This is a genomic window from Mucilaginibacter sp. UYNi724 (genome assembly GCF_054057495.1).
In genome coordinates this window covers 1-16,793 of record NZ_JBSRZI010000014.1, presented here as the reverse complement: position 1 = coordinate 16,793, position 16,793 = coordinate 1, and the positions used below count along the sequence as shown (strand labels likewise).

Annotated in this window: 13 protein-coding genes; 7 read left to right on the top strand and 6 right to left on the bottom strand. The window is 41.1% G+C overall.

Annotated features, from left to right (window positions below):
• Window positions 1-14: 14 nt before the first annotated feature.
• Window positions 15-287: a hypothetical protein gene (locus tag ACVW0P_RS17830; RefSeq protein ID WP_354429276.1), complete on the bottom strand. Its 273-nt coding sequence runs from the start codon at window positions 285-287 to the stop codon at window positions 15-17.
• 81 nt (window positions 288-368) lie between these two features.
• On the opposite strand from ACVW0P_RS17830, the gene ACVW0P_RS17825 reads away from it, so the two are divergent.
• On the top strand, window positions 369-728 hold the full coding sequence (locus ACVW0P_RS17825; protein WP_457133262.1) for a hypothetical protein: 360 nt from the start codon (window positions 369-371) through the stop codon (window positions 726-728).
• A gap of 66 nt (window positions 729-794) precedes the next feature.
• Window positions 795-1,349: an arylesterase gene (locus ACVW0P_RS17820; protein ID WP_457133261.1), complete on the top strand. Its 555-nt coding sequence runs from the start codon at window positions 795-797 to the stop codon at window positions 1,347-1,349.
• Between the two features lie 109 nt (window positions 1,350-1,458).
• Here the strand turns inward: ACVW0P_RS17820 and ACVW0P_RS17815 are convergent, their stop codons facing one another.
• Together ACVW0P_RS17815 and ACVW0P_RS17810 are read right to left on the bottom strand one after the other, a co-directional pair.
• Window positions 1,459-2,793 (bottom strand): MBL fold metallo-hydrolase, encoded by a 1,335-nt coding sequence (locus ACVW0P_RS17815; RefSeq protein WP_457133260.1) that lies wholly within the window; start codon window positions 2,791-2,793, stop codon window positions 1,459-1,461.
• Window positions 2,794-2,943: 150 nt separating this feature from the next.
• Window positions 2,944-5,013, bottom strand: coding sequence for a M13 family metallopeptidase (locus ACVW0P_RS17810; RefSeq protein WP_457133259.1), 2,070 nt, complete (start codon window positions 5,011-5,013; stop codon window positions 2,944-2,946).
• A 485-nt stretch (window positions 5,014-5,498) separates the two neighbouring features.
• Between ACVW0P_RS17810 and ACVW0P_RS17805 the strand changes: the two genes are divergently transcribed.
• Both ACVW0P_RS17805 and ACVW0P_RS17800 read left to right on the top strand, forming a co-directional pair.
• On the top strand, window positions 5,499-8,189 hold the full coding sequence (locus ACVW0P_RS17805) for a valine--tRNA ligase (protein WP_457133258.1): 2,691 nt from the start codon (window positions 5,499-5,501) through the stop codon (window positions 8,187-8,189).
• Between the two features lie 149 nt (window positions 8,190-8,338).
• Window positions 8,339-10,108, top strand: a complete 1,770-nt coding sequence (locus tag ACVW0P_RS17800; RefSeq protein ID WP_457133257.1) for an ATP-binding protein — start codon at window positions 8,339-8,341, stop codon at window positions 10,106-10,108.
• Here ACVW0P_RS17800 and ACVW0P_RS17795 read toward each other — a convergent pair.
• Entirely contained in the window at window positions 10,105-10,557 is a 453-nt protein-coding gene (locus ACVW0P_RS17795) for a type I restriction enzyme HsdR N-terminal domain-containing protein (protein ID WP_457133256.1), read from the bottom strand. The genes ACVW0P_RS17800 and ACVW0P_RS17795 overlap by 4 nt on opposite strands.
• Before the next feature lie 148 nt (window positions 10,558-10,705).
• Between ACVW0P_RS17795 and holA the strand changes: the two genes are divergently transcribed.
• Window positions 10,706-11,725 (top strand): DNA polymerase III subunit delta, encoded by a 1,020-nt coding sequence (holA, locus tag ACVW0P_RS17790; protein WP_457133255.1) that lies wholly within the window; start codon window positions 10,706-10,708, stop codon window positions 11,723-11,725.
• 12 nt (window positions 11,726-11,737) lie between these two features.
• Here holA and ACVW0P_RS17785 read toward each other — a convergent pair whose 3' ends face one another.
• On the bottom strand, window positions 11,738-12,694 hold the full coding sequence (locus tag ACVW0P_RS17785) for a PAS domain-containing protein (protein ID WP_457133254.1): 957 nt from the start codon (window positions 12,692-12,694) through the stop codon (window positions 11,738-11,740).
• Window positions 12,695-13,642: 948 nt separating this feature from the next.
• Entirely contained in the window at window positions 13,643-14,011 is a 369-nt protein-coding gene (locus tag ACVW0P_RS17780) for a hypothetical protein (protein WP_457133253.1), read from the bottom strand.
• Window positions 14,012-15,037: 1,026 nt separating this feature from the next.
• On the opposite strand from ACVW0P_RS17780, the gene ACVW0P_RS17775 reads away from it, so the two are divergent.
• Both ACVW0P_RS17775 and ACVW0P_RS17770 read left to right on the top strand, forming a co-directional pair.
• Window positions 15,038-15,976, top strand: coding sequence for a hypothetical protein (locus tag ACVW0P_RS17775; RefSeq protein ID WP_457133252.1), 939 nt, complete (start codon window positions 15,038-15,040; stop codon window positions 15,974-15,976).
• Window positions 15,977-16,398: 422 nt separating this feature from the next.
• The gene (locus ACVW0P_RS17770; protein ID WP_457133251.1) at window positions 16,399-16,695 is read left to right on the top strand and encodes a hypothetical protein; all 297 of its coding nucleotides are present in this window, start codon (window positions 16,399-16,401) and stop codon (window positions 16,693-16,695) included.
• Window positions 16,696-16,793 lie beyond the last annotated feature (98 nt).

Below are 16,793 nucleotides of genomic sequence, written 5' to 3'. Positions count from 1 at the left end.
ATAAACTGTTATGATTAATTATTGAGCACGTTTTTTAATTCAGAGACACTAACGGATCCGGCAGGTTTTCCTTTAAGAAGTACTGTAATGTTGTCTTCGCTTTTGTGCAATTGCAGCCGGCCGCTGAACAAGTTGTTTTGTGCAGAAGATAAAAATCTGTTAAGATTACTGGCGGTTTCTTTGCGGCAGGCCAGTTCGGCTATACCATCGGTGATTACCAACCTCAGCTTTTTATTGTCAAGTTGTATGTTTAGCTGCAGCCCGTTATGGAGGTTGAATGTTTTCATCTACCCTTAAGTTTTATGATAAATTTTTGCGCCAAAACTATTTGTTTAAGCAATTGTAATTTATAAAATAATTATAAACCCATGATACCCATATTTTTTACTGTAGGAGATAACAGACCGGTTAAGATAATCCCAAACACACAGGCGCAGGTTGACGGGCACCCCGTGCTCACTTATACCTATAATGTGTATCGTAGCGAAGGTGGCTTTGATAACGAGGAAGAGATCCGCCAGGAAAGTGAACTATTACTCGAGACAAAAACCGATCCTAATTACCTTGGATACATTACGTTTGAAGAGCCTGGTAAGTTATTTACCTACACATCAGGTGGCCATGATGAACTTAGCTCGGCCGAAATTGAAGAAATAATTGAAAATATAACCCATTACCGCGACCACCCGGGGTTATGGAATGTAGATGGATTAGATTCGGAAAAGTAGCTTATTAAAGATTAAGACAAAGTTCAATATTTACAATATTTTCTCTGGTCGGTCGTCCTTAAATCAATGAAGAATATATTATTTTTTGGTGATAGCTTAACTGCAGGCTATGGTTTGGCAAGCGCGGTTACAGAGTCCTTTCCTGCACTGATGGGAGCAAAACTAAAGGCCGATGGGTTGGATTATAATATCATCAATGCCGGCGTAAGTGGCGATACCACAGCCGGCGGCTTATCCCGGTTAGATTATTGGCTAAGTAAACCTGTTGATATATTTGTACTGGAACTGGGTATAAACGACATCCGCAGGGGAGTGTCACCAAACATTATCGCTCAAAACCTACAGCATATTATTGATAAGGTAAAAAGCAAATACCCGCAGGGAAAGGTGGTACTGTTGGGAATGGAGTTGCCGGTGTTTTTAGGCGGTAATATCGCGGTAGCATTTAATAGCATTTACCAGAAACTGGCGAAGGATAACCAAGTAGCCTTAGTGCCGTTCCTGCTGGCTGGTGTGGCAGGAGTAAAGCACCTCAACCTGTGGGACAGGGTCCACCCATCTGCCGAGGGCTATAAGATTGTTGCAGAAACCGTGTGGCCGGTGATAAAGGAAGTGTTGTAGAAATTATATAGAAAGATATCTCATTTGCGAGCGTAGCTCGGTAATCTCAGCATATCCTATGAGATTGCCACATCGCTATCGCTCTTCGCAATAAAAATTAGAGTCGTATCTATTGCCAATCTTTGATCGCTTCACCCAGATCATATACCGGAACATTGCTGATAGCAGCCCCGATAACCCCTGCTGCAGCTGTAGAACGGTAACCCGCAGCGCAATGTACCACAATAGGCTTATCGGCAGGGATCTCGCCAATACGTTCGCGAAGTTCGGGTAACGGGATGGTGAGCGAGTGGTCAAAAATTTTACCGCCCTTTATCTCGGCCCAATTGCGTACGTCTACGATGGTATAATTATCGGGGTGCGCTTTAAAATCGGCATAATCGATATTAGCAGATTGCTCTTTGGCATTAGCCGGTGTAAGAATGGCGGCAATGATATTTTTCTCGTACCCTATCTTAGCTGTTTTACGAATAACTATTTCCAGTTCTTCGTCAGTTGCTGCTATTAAGTAAAACTGTTCGGCAGGGCCTATTATTGAGCCTAACCAGGTTTCAAATTTCTCGGCGTCCTGCAAATTGATGGCATTTTTTAAATGTCCGTTGCGGTAAGCTTCTTTGGTACGGCTATCTACAATTAAGACTCCTTTTTCCAGTTTAATATCTGTTGATGGGCGGGTAACCATGCCAATGCTTTCTTCAAAATTTGGCGCTCCGGTTTTGTTCAATTCCACATCGTATCCAAAGTATTTGGGCATAAAGGGCTGGTCGGCCAGTAGGGTTTTTACAAAGGCCAGTTCGTCCATTAGCTGCAGGGCATAGTTATCGCGCAACTCTTTGCCGATGCTGCTGTGCAGATCGGGGCTCATACTTTTACCGCAAAGCGAGCCTGGGCCATGTGCTGGGTAAACCGTAACATCCGCGGGTAAGACCATCAATTTATCGCGTGTACTGTGATACATCTGGCGTGCCAGTTCCTCTTTTTTAGCGGTAATATTACCTGTATTCTCGCGCAGATCGGGGCGGCCAACATCGCCTGCAAAAAGGGTGTCGCCGGTAAATACGGCACAATCGCGCCCTTTCTTATTCTCTAATAAAATGCAGATAGAATCGGGCGAGTGGCCCGGCGTATTAATAGCTTTTAGTTTAATATCATCCAGATAGATCACATCGCCATCATCAAAACTTTCGTGGGGGTAACCGGCACCCGCAAGCTTGCTTACATAAATAACCGCGCCTGTAGTTTGGTGGATCTCGAGGTGAGAACTCACAAAATCGGCATGCGGGTGGGTTTCGATCACGCCGGTAATATCCGCATTATGCAGTTGGGCAAAATCATAGTAAGGCTGCGGGTTTCGGGCAGGGTCGATAACAACCATTTTGCCAGAGCGAATTATTGCGTACGACGCATGCGCCAATCCCTTATCGTAAAATTGATGAACTATCATATAATGTGTCAGTGCCGCAAAGATATAGGTTTAGATTAGAGTGTTGTAAAGTTGAATGTTAGAATGTTGTAAAGTTATTTAAATAAACAAAACCCGGTCTCTCAACCGGGTCTGTCTATATACTTGATATTAATACTTGCTACTAAAAACCTACCAAACTCTTATTCGCTCCTCAGGTTTCTTATACATCTTATCTCCCGGTTTTACATCGAATGCGGTGTACCAGGCATCCATATTAACAACAGTTGCGTTGGTGCGGAATTGCTCCGGCGAGTGCGGGTCTGTAAGGATACGTTGCGCGGCAGCCTCGGGGCGTTGCGCGCTGCGCCAAACCTGTGCCCACGATAGGAAGAACCGTTGGTCGGGTGTAAAGCCATCGATCTTTGTAGTCGACTGGCCTTGTTTGGTTTTCTTATACGCTTCGTAAGCTACGTTAAGGCCACCAAGGTCGGCAAGGTTTTCGCCAAGAGTAAGTTTGCCGTTTACGTGGATGGTATCCAATACGGTAAAGGCATTGTACTGGCCAACAACCTGATCTGCACGAGTTTTAAATTTGTCGGCATCGGCTTTGGTCCACCAGTCGCGCAGTGTGCCATCGGCATCGTACTGGCGGCCTTCATCATCAAAACCGTGGGTCATTTCGTGGCCAATAACCGCCCCGATACCACCATAATTCACCGCGTCATCTGCCCCAAAATCAAAGAATGGAAACTGCAGGATCCCGGCAGGGAAAGCGATCTCGTTATTGGTTGGGTTATACGATGCGTTAACTGTTGGCGGGGTCATACCAAAACGGGTCTTATCAACCGGTTTTCCCAGGCGGCTCACGTTAAAGTTGTAGCGCCAAACAGCAATGCGCCTTAGGTTACCTGCGTAATCATCGCGGCTAATAACCAGGCCATCATAAACTTCCCATTTATCGGGGTAGCCAATTTTTACCGTAAACGCAGCCAGCTTTTTAAGGGCGCGTGCCTTGGTTTCTTCGCTCATCCAGTCCAGGCGTTTTATGCGGTCGCCAAGGGTTACTTTCAGGTTGTTCACCAAATCTATCATGTATTTTTTGGCCGCTGGTGTAAAGTATTTCTCTACATAAAGCTGTCCCAATAACTCGCCAATGCTGCCGTCAACCAGACCGCTCATACGCTCGTTGCGCGGGGTTTGGGCTTTTTGCCCGCTAAGTGCTGCGCTATAGGTAAAACTCGCGTTCACAAAAGGAGAGCTTAAAGTAGAAGCGGCACCACGCAGGATGTTCCACTTTAAATAAGTCTTCCAGTCCTCCACAGGTGTAGCGGCAAGCAAAGCATCCGCATCTTTAAAGAAAGTTGGCTGGCCAACAATGATGGTATCCTGCCCGGTTGCTTTGAGCATCGGCAGTATCTGTACCCAGTTTAAATGCGGGGTTGTTTTGCTAAAATCGGCCACGGAAAACTTGTTGTAGGTGACATTTGGGTCGCGCTGCGCCACGCGGCTCAGTTGCGATTTTGCCAGGGTTTTTTCGATATCGAAAATGGTGCCTGCATTTTTAGCGGCAGTAGCTGCATCAGTACCTGTTAAAGTGAACAGCTTAGTGATGTAAGTCTTCAAAGCATCCTGGATCTTTTTGCTGCGGGCGTCGTCCTTCAGGTAATTATCCCTGTCCGGCAGGCTGGTGCCACCTTGCCTCAGGCTGATGATGTATTTATCTACATGCTTATCATCCTGGCCTACGCCAAAGCCAAATAGCGGGCTGCCTATGCCGTTAACGCGTTCGTAAACTAATTCGTTAACGATGCCTTTAAGATCGGTTATGTTGTTGATGCGGGCAAGGTCTGCGGTGATTGGGGTGTAAGCTTTCTTCTCGATACCAAGGCTGTCCATACCACTGGCGTACAGATCGCCTACGCGTTGTTTAAGGGTGCCTTTTGGCTGGCCTGGCGTTTTGCTAACCTCGTTAAGCAGGCCCAACAGTCGGTTGGTGTTTTCCTGGCGGAGGATATTGAAGCTTCCCCAGCGGGTTTCTTTCGCGGGGATGGCGTTCTGTTTGATCCAGTTGCCGTTGGCATAATCAAAAAAATCGTCGCCGGGTTTTACCGACAGATCCATATTGGCCGGGTCGATATACTTTTTAGGTGGATCGTTTGGTGATTTTGTTTTGGGGTGTTTGTCGCCGGTAGCAGCAAACACGTTGGCCGATAAGCACAGGGCACCCATCAGCATTAAGTTGGTGAACTTTAGTTTCATGATAAATCAGTAAAACGTGAAGTTAATTATTTTATCTGCCGGATGGCAAATATCTTGGCAGGGCCAACTACTTATTAAACCAGTTTATAACAAATGACAAACGGGACATTTTAATAAAAGCTGCCAAAAAACGATTTACAGGCAATGTTTTCATACCCGGGTGCAAAGTTTACATAGTATAAACGGCTGTGTGTAAAAATATTGTTGCTGATTGTGACGAGAGGGTAATTTATAATAATTCCACATAATTAGCACGCGGGTTTACTTACCCGGCGGCACTGCGTGCGCGATCCTCTCTGCTTCGCAAAGAGGGCGGGGAAGGAGCCTCAATCTAAACCGTTCTATGGAAGAGGCGTTTTTTTTATACCCTCTTTGCGAAGCAGAGAGGGTGGTCGAGCGAAGCAAAGACCGGGTGAGTACATTGCCGCGCGTTTAGTGCGATTTACCTGTTCCCAATTAGCGCCAAATAGTTATTTTTGCAGGCTATGAGTATTGCAAAAACCTATTCGCCCGCAGAAGCTGAAGAAAAATGGTATAGTTACTGGTTACAACACAACTTCTTCAGGTCGGTGCCTGATGAACGCGAGCCGTATACTATTGTTATCCCTCCGCCAAATGTTACCGGCGTTCTGCACATGGGCCATATGTTAAACAATACCATACAGGATGTACTGATTCGCCGTGCCCGAATGAAAGGCAAAAATGCCTGCTGGGTACCGGGAACAGACCATGCCAGTATAGCCACCGAAGCTAAGGTTGTTGCCATGCTAAAAGAGCGCGGTATCAATAAAAAAGACATCAGCCGCGAAGAATTTTTGAAATACGCCCTAGAGTGGAAAGATAAATACGGCGGCATCATTTTAGAACAACTCAAAAAGTTAGGTGCATCGTGCGATTGGGAACGTACCAAGTTTACTATGGACGATGACATGAGCGAATCTGTTATAGATTACTTTGTTCACCTGCATAAAAAAGGCTGGATCTACCGCGGCGTGCGCATGGTAAATTGGGACCCGCAAGGTAAAACCGCGGTAAGCGATGAGGAAGTTATCCGTAAAGAAGTAAACCAGAAGCTTTATTACATTAATTATGAGGTTGCGGGGGACGAAGAGCAGGGAGCGGATGAAGGGCGCCCCCCACACCACACTCCACGCACCCAAAGCTACCTAACCATCGCCACCACCCGCCCCGAAACCATTATGGCTGATGCGGCTATCTGTATCAACCCTAACGATGAGCGTTACACCCACCTGCATGGTAAAACGGTATTTATTCCACTGATCAACCGCGAGATCCCGGTGATACTGGATGAATACGTTACCATGGATTTTGGTACCGGATGTTTGAAGGTTACCCCGGCGCACGATCTGAATGATTATGAACTTGGGCAGAAACATAAATTGCAGATCATCGATATACTAAACGATGACGCCACACTGAACGATAAAGCACAGATACTGGTTGGCGAAGACCGTTTCGTTGCCCGTAAAAAAATAGCGGTGCTTTTAGAAGATGCAGGCGCGTTAGAAAAAACTGAAGACTACACCTCGCAAATAGGATTTAGCGAACGTACAAATGCTGTCATCGAACCAAAACTATCAATGCAATGGTTTTGCAAAATGGCGGAGTTGGCTAAACCCGCTTTGGAATACGTGACCAATGGTGATGTTAAACTTATCCCCGAGAAATTCATCAACACCTACCGCCATTGGATGGAGAACGTTAGGGACTGGAACATCAGCCGCCAGTTGTGGTGGGGCCAGCAAATCCCTGCTTATTACCTGCCAAACGGCGAGTTTGTTGTAGCCAAAACTAAAGAAGAAGCTTTATTAGAGGCTCAAAAAATTGATGCCTCATTTACGATAAGTGACCTTACCCAGGACGAAGACGTTTTGGATACCTGGTTCTCATCCGGCCTTTGGCCTATCTCAGTTTTTGATGGTGTGCGTAACCCGGATAATGCCGAAATAAACTACTATTACCCAACAAATGATTTGGTTACCGCTCCCGAGATCTTATTCTTTTGGGTAGCACGCATGATTATGGCAGGGCATGAATTGCGCGAGACTAAGCCATTCACCAATGTTTACCTTACCGGTATTGTTAGGGATAAACTTGGCCGCAAGATGTCGAAGTCGTTAGGTAACTCTCCCGATCCGCTTGATCTTATAGCGCAATACGGTGCCGATGGTGTGCGTGTGGGCATGTTGCTATGTTCGCCTGCCGGTAACGATCTGATGTTTGACGAGAAATATTGCAAGCAGGGAAGTGGGTTCGTTAACAAGATCTGGAATGCCTTTAAACTGGTTAAAGGCTGGGAGGTAGATGATAGTTTAACATCAAAAAACGAAACTGCTATTGCTTGGTTTGCAAGCCGGTTTAACCAGGCCCTTGCCCAAATAGAGGACGACTTTAAGCAATACCGCCTCTCTGAAGCGTTGATGGCGACCTATAAGCTTGTGTGGGATGATTTCTGCGCGTGGTACCTGGAAATGGTTAAACCTGTTTACCAGCAAGGGGTAACGCGCCAGAAGATCGACGCTGAAACCTACAGCGCTACGGTAGCATTTTTTGAAGATATTTTAAAAGCGCTGCACCCCTTTACACCATTTTTAACTGAGGAGCTATGGCATGACGAATTGTTTGGTGAACGTGCCGAACTGGATTGCTGTATTGTTGCACAATTGCCAGTAAATGGGCAAGTAAATACTCAGTTGATAGCCGAGGTAGAGGTTGTGAAACAATTAATAGAAAAGATCCGTAACACCCGGGACACCAATCAGCTATCGCCAAGAGATGCGCTTCCGCTGGCTGTAAAAGCTGGTTCGGGTATTAACTATAACAGTTACGAGGCCATCATTAAGCAACTGGGTAACATTAGCGAGTTAAGCTTGGTTACCGACGCGGTAGCGGGCTCAAATAGCTTTATAGCAGGTACAGACGAGTTTTTTATTAAACTGAATATCGAAATTGATGTTGTTGCTGAAACAGAACGACTTACAAAAGAAAAGGAATACCTCGAAGGCTTTTTAAAATCGGTTAATGCTAAGTTAAATAATGAGCGTTTTATGGCAAATGCCAAACCCGAGATAGTTGAAAACGAATTAAAAAAGAAAGCTGATGCAGAGGCCCGGTTAAAAATAGTTGAAGATAGTTTAAGCGGATTGGCAGGCTAATTGCATAATTTGATAGGATACATATCTAAATAATAACTAATTGTGTATATAATACAATTAGTTATTATTTTAGTTAACCTATTATTATACCGCCAATTAAGTAAGTGAGTTTTTTTAACCTTTCTATTAACAAGATACTAACCAGGGAAATGTCAATTCTTGACCAGGCCCGAATCCGTTTGCTATATTTTGGGTTATTATTGGCTATAGTAGGTTTAAGTGCTTTGTACGTTAGCGTCTATCTGCAGAACCTGCATGTAATGTCTATAGTATTAGGTGGTGTGCTTTTATCTTTTATAGCCCTGTTTAAATATCTTTCGTTTAAACCGCATTGGCGCACCATATCACACACGTTGCTTATTATTGGTACGCTGGTTAATTTGGCTACGGTTTTTGTGATTCTGCAGGATGTAAATATTATTACTGTTCAAATTATCATCCTGGTTATTGTGTTCAGCTTTTATATGCAGGGACAAAATTGGGGCATGTTTTACTCCCTGCTAAACCTGCTGCCTGTTTTGATATTTATGGTGATGAAATATGACCATAAATATTTTATTGATTTTAAGCCGGAAACGGCCGACGATTCAACCACGATTATAGCTGTATTTGCCAATTTTATCCTAATAATATTTATTCATAGCCACTTTTATACTGCGTTTTTAAAGAATATACAACAGCTTAAAGATACCGGTGAAGAGCAGACGGCATTAAATATTAAATTTGAACGGGCTATAGAAAAGGCTGCAAAATCATCACAGGTGCAGTCGGAATTTTTGTCCATCATGTCCCATGAGATTCGCACACCGCTAAATGCCGTTATTGGCATGAGCAACCTGCTGCTGATGAACAACCCGAGGCAAGACCAAAGCGAAAACCTGGAGATATTAAAGTTTTCGGCAAATAACCTCTTGGCTATTGTTAACGATGTGCTCGACTTTAATAAGATAGAATCGGGAAAGGTTGTGTTCGAGAAGATCAAGTTTAACTTAGTGGACCTGATGCAGAATATTTGCGGCGGGCAAATTATAAAAGCAGAAGAAAAAGGGTTATTGTTTAAACTCGACATTGATAGTTCACTGCGACATAAAGTAATATTTGGCGACCCAACCCGCTTAACGCAGGTCATATTTAACCTTGTGAGCAACGCCATTAAGTTTACAGCTAATGGCAGTATACTGGTAAGGGTAACCTGCCTGGAAGACCGCCATAACAACATTACGGTTAGTTTTTCGGTAAAGGATACGGGTATCGGGATCAAGAAAGAAAACCTGCAGACCATATTTGAGCCGTTTACACAAGAATCTATCACTACAACCCGCCAGTATGGTGGCACCGGTTTGGGTTTAGCCATTATTAAGCGTTTGCTGCAGCTTCAAAGCCTTAAAATGCATGTAAGCAGTAAGGTGGGGCAGGGCTCGGAGTTCTCCTTTAATATGGAGTTCCCGGTATCTACCGTAATAGTGAGCGTCAAAGAAAGATCGTCAGAACTACAACAGTCTCAGCAAACCATCGCGCAGGCCGAAGGGTTGGGTAGCAACCTGCGCATTTTAATAGCAGAGGATAACCCGGTTAACGTAATGCTAATGAAAAAACTATTTTCTAAATGGAAGATAGTGCCAACCATTGCCGAAAACGGCGAGCGCGCAGTCGAAATTATGCAATACGGTAATTTCGATGTGGTACTTATGGATCTGCAAATGCCGGTAATGAGTGGATTTGACGCCTCAATGGAAATCCGTAAGATGACCGATCCTGCTAAGGCAAACGTGCCGATCATTGCTTTAACCGCATCGGCATTGTTTGATATTCGCGACCAGGTAATTAATGCCGGGATGAATGATTATGTAGCAAAGCCTTTTAAACCTGATGAGCTGATGGAGAAGATCCATAACCTTGTTGCCTCGGTTAATGACTAAAGTTCCTTATAGCCGGGCAATTCTTCTAAAAATTTATAGGTTTCGTTATCGTGGTTGATGCTGCAGTAGTAATGTTGCAAACCGTTGCTAACCGCCATTAGCTTTACTTTGTGCACCATGTTATACCGTGCGGCCTGGTCAAACGTCGCTTGGTTTATGGGTACGTATGGCGCCTTACATTCAACCAATAATATTTTATCGCCGGCTGTATTGAACACCACAATGTCGGTACGTTTAGCCATGCCATGCAGCCTCAAACCGCCCTCTAACTTTATAAGCGATTTTGGATACTGCTTTTGCCTGATAAGGTATTGCACAAAATGCTGGCGCACCCACTCCTCGGGCGTAAGCACAATGTTCTTCTTCCGTAATTCATCAAAAAGCGTGAGCTGCCCGTTATCGTCAGTCAGTTTAAATGGGTAAGGCGGAAGATTAAGCGGCTGGAGCATTTAAGTCAAAAGTAGAAAGTTAAAAGTTAAAAGCATCTGTCTGATGAATTTTCTGTTTAAAGGGCTAAAAGCAGACTCATGCATTCTAACGCTTTATTATCAACAATGCCACACTTTTAACTTTTAACTTTTTACTTTTGACTTACCCATGGCATCTGCTCCCGATATAATAAAAGACCTAAAGAACCGAAAACTTAAACCTGTGTACCTGCTGCACGGCGAGGAGCCTTATTATATAGACCTGGTAAGTAATTACATAGAACATAACCTGCTTACAGACGCTGAGAAAGGGTTTAACCAAACGGTGTTATATGGTAAGGATACCGACGTGATGACGGCTATAAACGCCGCAAAACGTTATCCTATGATGAGCGACTACCAGGTGGTGATGGTGAAAGAGGCGCAGGATATGAAATGGGGCCGGGATGATGATGATAAAAAAAGCATCAATCCGATATTAAGTTATCTTGAAAATCCGCTTGCAAGTACCGTTTTGGTATTCTGCTACAAATACGGCAAGTTTGATAAGCGTAAAAAAACTTATAAGGCTATAGAAAAAAACGGGCTAATATTTGAATCGACCGCGTTGTATGATAATAAGATCCCCGGCTGGATAGAGGGTTATGTTTCTGATAAAAAATATAAGATTAACCAGCAAGCCTCAGCCATGTTATCGGAGTATCTGGGTAACGACTTGTCTAAAATTGCCAATGAGCTGGATAAACTGATGCTTAATATTAGCGCAGGGCAGGAGATAACCTTGCAATTGATTGCTGATAATATTGGCATCAGCAAAGAATATAATGTGTTTGAACTGCAAAGCGCACTTACCCGGAAGGATGTTTATAAGGCAAACCAAATTGTAAACTACTTTGAGGCCAATCCAAAGGCCAACCCGATAGTTTTAGTATTGGGCAATTTAAATAACTTTTTTAGCAAGGTGCTGGCTTATCACTACGTAAAAGATAAATCGATGGCGGCTAAAGAATTGGGCGTTAATCCATATTTTATGAAGGATTACGAGCAGGCAGCACGAAACTACAACCTCGGCAAAACCTTCCAAGTGATTAGTTACCTGCGCGAGTATGACCTTAAAAGCAAAGGTGTAGAATCAAACACCGGCCACGGTGGTTTGATGAAGGAGCTGATGTTTAAGATCCTGCACTAACGGCAACCCAACTTACTTTATCGTATTCTCTACCCGGCTGTTGATGTCTTTAATAATATAATCCAGTTCGATTGCGCTTTGTTTTAGCATTTGTATGGATTCGGCCATGTGTTCTTCATCGCAGGGTATGCCTTCAAAAGAATTAATAATCCCCATAATATTAGCCAAAGGCTTGCGGATAATATGAGAGTTGATATGGGCTATCTGGTCCAAACTCGCGTTTTTGATGTTTATCTGCTCCTCGCCATGTTTTTGCCCGGTAATATCCTGAAAGTACACCGCCAGGCCTTCATTGGGGTAAACTGTAAAACAGATCCACTTTTTTAGCGGCGCAATATACTCTTCAAATTTTGCGGTTTGTTTGGTTTTAAGGGCTTCTTTAAACTCTTTATAAACTTGCAGTTGCTTGTAATACGGATAAAGCTCCCAAAGCTTTTTATGCAACACCGTATTTTGGCTGATGGATAAAATACGCGCGGCCTCCTTGTTCCAATAAGTAACCCTTAGCTTGTTATCAAGGGTAATGAAGCCATCGGTGATACTCTCCAGTGTTTCTTTGGTCTTGTTAATGGCTTCGGTAAGTTTCATGTCTTTCAACTTCTGTTCGGTAACATCGTGAATGATCACCATACGGCAACGGCTGCCGTAATAGTTTACTGTGTAAGAAGTGATATGCACATACATGTAAGTGCCGTCTTTCTTAACATGTGTAAGGTCGCGGGTAATGGTTTGGTTGTTCTTAATATGCTTAATTAAGGTAAGCATTTCCGGTCTCTCGTGTACAGGGCGGATGTCCGACAGAATAATTTCATGCAGGAACTCGTGGTGCGAATAACCGTAGTGTTTTATTGCCGCCTCATTTACCTCTTTAAATTGCAGGGTATCCACCTCCACGATCCACATAGGGTTGGGGTTATTGTGAAATAGTACCTTAAAACTCGCGTCATCATTACTTATCTGTAGTGGCATATGTCAAAATCCCCAAAGTCTTATTACAATAATAGAAAATCTACTGTTAAGATTACTTAAAATTAACCATTATAAGAATAAATATACATGTTTAAGCTTTTAATTAATGCGGACATTTCGCTGTAAAATCCTAATTTGCCGCTTTATCTGGATGCATCATGAACCATTGGTTAGTAAAGTCGGAACACCAATATATAGAAAGTGCCCTCACAATAGCAAGAACGATGTTTTTATTTTTTTAAAGTGCTGTTTTTGACACCTTTTTAGGGTGTTTTGGTTCCTTTTTTGACACCTTTTTTAAGGCTAAAAAAAGACTAAAAATCGGGGATTTTTATAGCTAAATGGGGGATTTCTTAGAAGTTAAAAGGACTGGTTAGCAACAGATGAACCTTTATTTGAATCCAAGGCTATGTAAATTCGCACCTATTTATACACATTAGTAGGATACCACAAATAGCATTAATACTTTTGAAGAAGATATACAGGGATTAATATTGTACCCATCGGTATAGTGTTAATATTTGCTAATTATTAACATTATATCCGCAAGCGAAAGTATGCTCATTTATAGCTGTATATTTGACTTATAACAAAAAAGCCATTCAAGAATTCGTAGTTCTCAAATGGCAAATAATTTAATGAAGTATAAAATAAACAGGGATTCAAGTAAAGGTATTTTACTTGCCCCGCAGATTCAAAATCGCATAAGCGATTTATCGTCTTACAAAGTTGAAAAAAGTATTTGCATTTTTCAATTTTATTATCAAAAAGTTATTCAATTGATTTGTCACGTTGTTAGCCTATCGCTAATAGTTTGGAAAATCTTGAATATCATTTTATGGTTATGGTCACATCCACGACCGGATATCATTTAGGATAGACGTACATTTAAGACCCTCGCACTGGATGCGGGGGTTTTTTGGTTAACTACATTGTGGGCAATCCCCCTTATCTGTTTCGTTTCAATAGTCGTGCAGTCAGGTCTTCGACTTTATCAGACTTAACATCAGACTTTTTCAGGTCATCGGTAGATGATTTAGTGTACCTTGACTTGATATAGTCTACACCTTCGCTGATACTTTCGACCTTAGTCACCACCCCGGCTATCTGGTCAACCATTGCAGATAGCCCTGCAAGCGATTTAAGGGCTTCTAAGGCTTCTAATTCCCTACGGCTGACTATTACGTCATTATCAGGGTTGAAGCGGTTTAAAGCCTCGGTAATGATTTTCTTGGATTCTATTTCTTCATAAAACTTTTTGTCCCAAAGAACATAGTCATTCCATATTTTACCTAAAGTATTTTGCTTCATAGCCATAATCCAATAAAGGTATAAACAAAATAATTGACAAACTATGTCAGCTAATGACAGGATTTCGATATATCAAAAAAGTGAAGGTTGATAATCTTTGTTTCCAATTAGCTAATGAAGATTTTGACCAAAAATGTAAGTAGTGAAAAATTTTCAAAATAATTTATTGGTGAAGGTTATAGTTTAAAATGCCGTGTCCGGCATGTTAAGTATGGTTAGAAAGGTTTTACGTTGAAGATAGTGCTTCGCACCTTGAAGGGTAACACGTTGATGATATTTTTCTTTTCTATAGATATAGTTCTAAAATCCTATAAGAGGTTAAAATAAGAAGCTACATTGAATAATTATTCAATTTCCAATATCTGTATCATCTAAACTTTCAAATGCCTTAGAAGGGCTTAAAATAGATTTATGAATTTATTTACATTGAAGGTTAGGGCTAAAGCCTTTTGATAAGCAACCCGCAGGGAATACTTTCAACCTTACTACTAAGAACGCCCCGCAGGGTAAAGAAGAACAAAGTAATATTTGTTAACTAACTTTCAACTTATTCTAAAATCTTAAAAATGAAATTTTTTCTATTTAAATAATAGTTTAAGTAATTCTTTATATATAAGTATATGTATATGTAAGTGTATAAGTAGTTATGTTAGGGTAATCATTAGGGTAAAGGTTAGGGGAATGATTAGGGTAATAGTTAGGGTAAACGTTAGGGTAATTTGAAAACACTATCAATTTTGAAAATCTATATGTTAGGGTAATCATTAGGGTAATTACTTGGAAACAACTTCGCCGGGGTGCTTCTATATATTCAACTAAAATATATTTACTACCATCACTTGACAAATTGAGAAACTGACCTAAGTTTGCTTATATAGAGGTTTAAGATAATTTATTTTCAACTTCTTAGTACTTTTTAGTTTTTAGATAGTATTTATAATAAATAACACTTTATACCTCCGGAGAAAGTTTCCAAACCTCATTTCTTCGGGGGATATATCCACTGGAAACGGATATTAGAGGTTTGGAATAATGGATATATTAAAGATGTTACCTACAGAAAAAAATGAAGTATTCTTCAACACCCCAAAAGATTTAAATATAGAATTATTGTTCGCAGATATGCCAAACAAGTTTATTCCTAAAGTACAATGTTTGCTGCATCTTATCAATAAAGATTCATTAACCGGAGGCTATCAGCTTAATGCCGAAAATCATATCTGGTTCTTTGGTTTAAAAGATGCTGAACTTTCTCAAATGGTAGAAAGATTAATTGATAATGAAATTATTGAGAGAGTATCAAAACATAAGTCAGGTGAGGTAAGCAGGGTGTACAAAATGGTTAACCCTTATACACGTGACGATTCAATCAAACATATTTACCCTAAAGACAAATATTTGTTTATTCAAAAATGGGTAGTGGATGGGTATGTTGTTAAGGGTAGCAAGTACACCGCTTATATCAGACCTGAAAAGAATGTAAAAAACGTTTCGGCCTTAGCACTTGAAAACAAAATGTTACGTGACCTATTAGCAGCAAATAATATATCAATCCCGGTTACCGGGCTTATTATTAGCGAAGCCCATACAGATACGCCGGAGGTACCAGAGGAACAAATATCAACATTAACAAAATTTAAAGGAACAAAAAAAGATAAAGCACTAACATTACTAAAAATGATAAAAGAAACTAATATTAAGCCCGTGGAGGCTTTAAAACCTACAGACGGTACAACAGCAATGGATTTGAGAATGGATGACACAGGTAGCTTCTTTGTAGATAACTACACCCGTTACAAAAGAGCCTTAGATACAATTTCTACTACTGATAAGATTATGATGAAAAATAACCTTCAACAGAAATTAGCAGGGAATATTGAAGGTGAAGAAATCTACGAAACCGATACCTTAATATTTACATTCAATCTGCACCCGGAAATTAATACAGTTGAACTTAAAGATGTTGCCTAATATCAATTGTGAAAAATTTTCACTTTTACCAAAAACGTAAACTAAATTTAGTTTACGAAATTATATTCTGTGTCACGTTGTAATTTGTAGGTATGATTTATTTTACCTTTGGTAAATTGAAGGTTAGGCAAAATATAATTTGGGTTTTTCTTGTAGATTTGAAAAATAGTTGTATCTTTGCCGGAGTTAAAAGCTAATAAAGCTACGAACGTTAACATTAACAGCTATAACGAAGCTACAACCAGAGAAAACAACGTGAAACGAAAAGATATTGAAAATAAAACGGCTATAGAAACCGGGGCGAAAGTTCCGGTTTCGTCAGTTAAAGGGGGTAAGTCTAATCTAAATTTAGTTTAGGATTTATTTAACAGGTAAATGGCATTAAGAAAGTAACAGACTATTTATAATTAAACAACAATAATATGAACAACGAAAAACTACCGTCAGAAATGAATGATGATGAATTAAACAAGTTTCACACCGATGCAATTGCGGAAAAGTATAATCTTAATCTATTGAGTGAACAGAATAAAGTAAACGAGGTAGTGAATAACTTTCCAAAGAATGGCACCTATCAAGAAAAGAGGGCATACCTTGATGATGCTGTAAAAAAAGAGATAATTATTTCTTACCTTCCTGTTTACACGGCAGGTGAAGCTAATGATAATTGCGGATTCAGTCTTAGCATTTATGGCACTAATGAACGAATTTTATTATAATCAATGAGTAGTCCTGAAATAGGTTGACTGTTTTTGATTACACAAACATTGATAAAAAAGCTCAAACATTCACCAAAGATGTTTGAGCTTTTTTGTTG

What these genes read in the sequence shown, in the direction of transcription:
- ACVW0P_RS17830 (WP_354429276.1), bottom strand. Translation starts at nt 287, where the DNA reads ATGAAAACATTCAACCTCCATAACGGGCTGCAGCTAAACATACAACTT.
- ACVW0P_RS17825 (WP_457133262.1), top strand. Translation starts at nt 369, where the DNA reads ATGATACCCATATTTTTTACTGTAGGAGATAACAGACCGGTTAAGATA.
- ACVW0P_RS17820 (WP_457133261.1), top strand. Translation starts at nt 795, where the DNA reads ATGAAGAATATATTATTTTTTGGTGATAGCTTAACTGCAGGCTATGGT.
- ACVW0P_RS17815 (WP_457133260.1), bottom strand. Translation starts at nt 2,793, where the DNA reads ATGATAGTTCATCAATTTTACGATAAGGGATTGGCGCATGCGTCGTAC.
- ACVW0P_RS17810 (WP_457133259.1), bottom strand. Translation starts at nt 5,013, where the DNA reads ATGAAACTAAAGTTCACCAACTTAATGCTGATGGGTGCCCTGTGCTTA.
- ACVW0P_RS17805 (WP_457133258.1), top strand. Translation starts at nt 5,499, where the DNA reads ATGAGTATTGCAAAAACCTATTCGCCCGCAGAAGCTGAAGAAAAATGG.
- ACVW0P_RS17800 (WP_457133257.1), top strand. Translation starts at nt 8,339, where the DNA reads ATGTCAATTCTTGACCAGGCCCGAATCCGTTTGCTATATTTTGGGTTA.
- ACVW0P_RS17795 (WP_457133256.1), bottom strand. Translation starts at nt 10,557, where the DNA reads ATGCTCCAGCCGCTTAATCTTCCGCCTTACCCATTTAAACTGACTGAC.
- holA (WP_457133255.1), top strand. Translation starts at nt 10,706, where the DNA reads ATGGCATCTGCTCCCGATATAATAAAAGACCTAAAGAACCGAAAACTT.
- ACVW0P_RS17785 (WP_457133254.1), bottom strand. Translation starts at nt 12,694, where the DNA reads ATGCCACTACAGATAAGTAATGATGACGCGAGTTTTAAGGTACTATTT.
- ACVW0P_RS17780 (WP_457133253.1), bottom strand. Translation starts at nt 14,011, where the DNA reads ATGGCTATGAAGCAAAATACTTTAGGTAAAATATGGAATGACTATGTT.
- ACVW0P_RS17775 (WP_457133252.1), top strand. Translation starts at nt 15,038, where the DNA reads ATGGATATATTAAAGATGTTACCTACAGAAAAAAATGAAGTATTCTTC.
- ACVW0P_RS17770 (WP_457133251.1), top strand. Translation starts at nt 16,399, where the DNA reads ATGAACAACGAAAAACTACCGTCAGAAATGAATGATGATGAATTAAAC.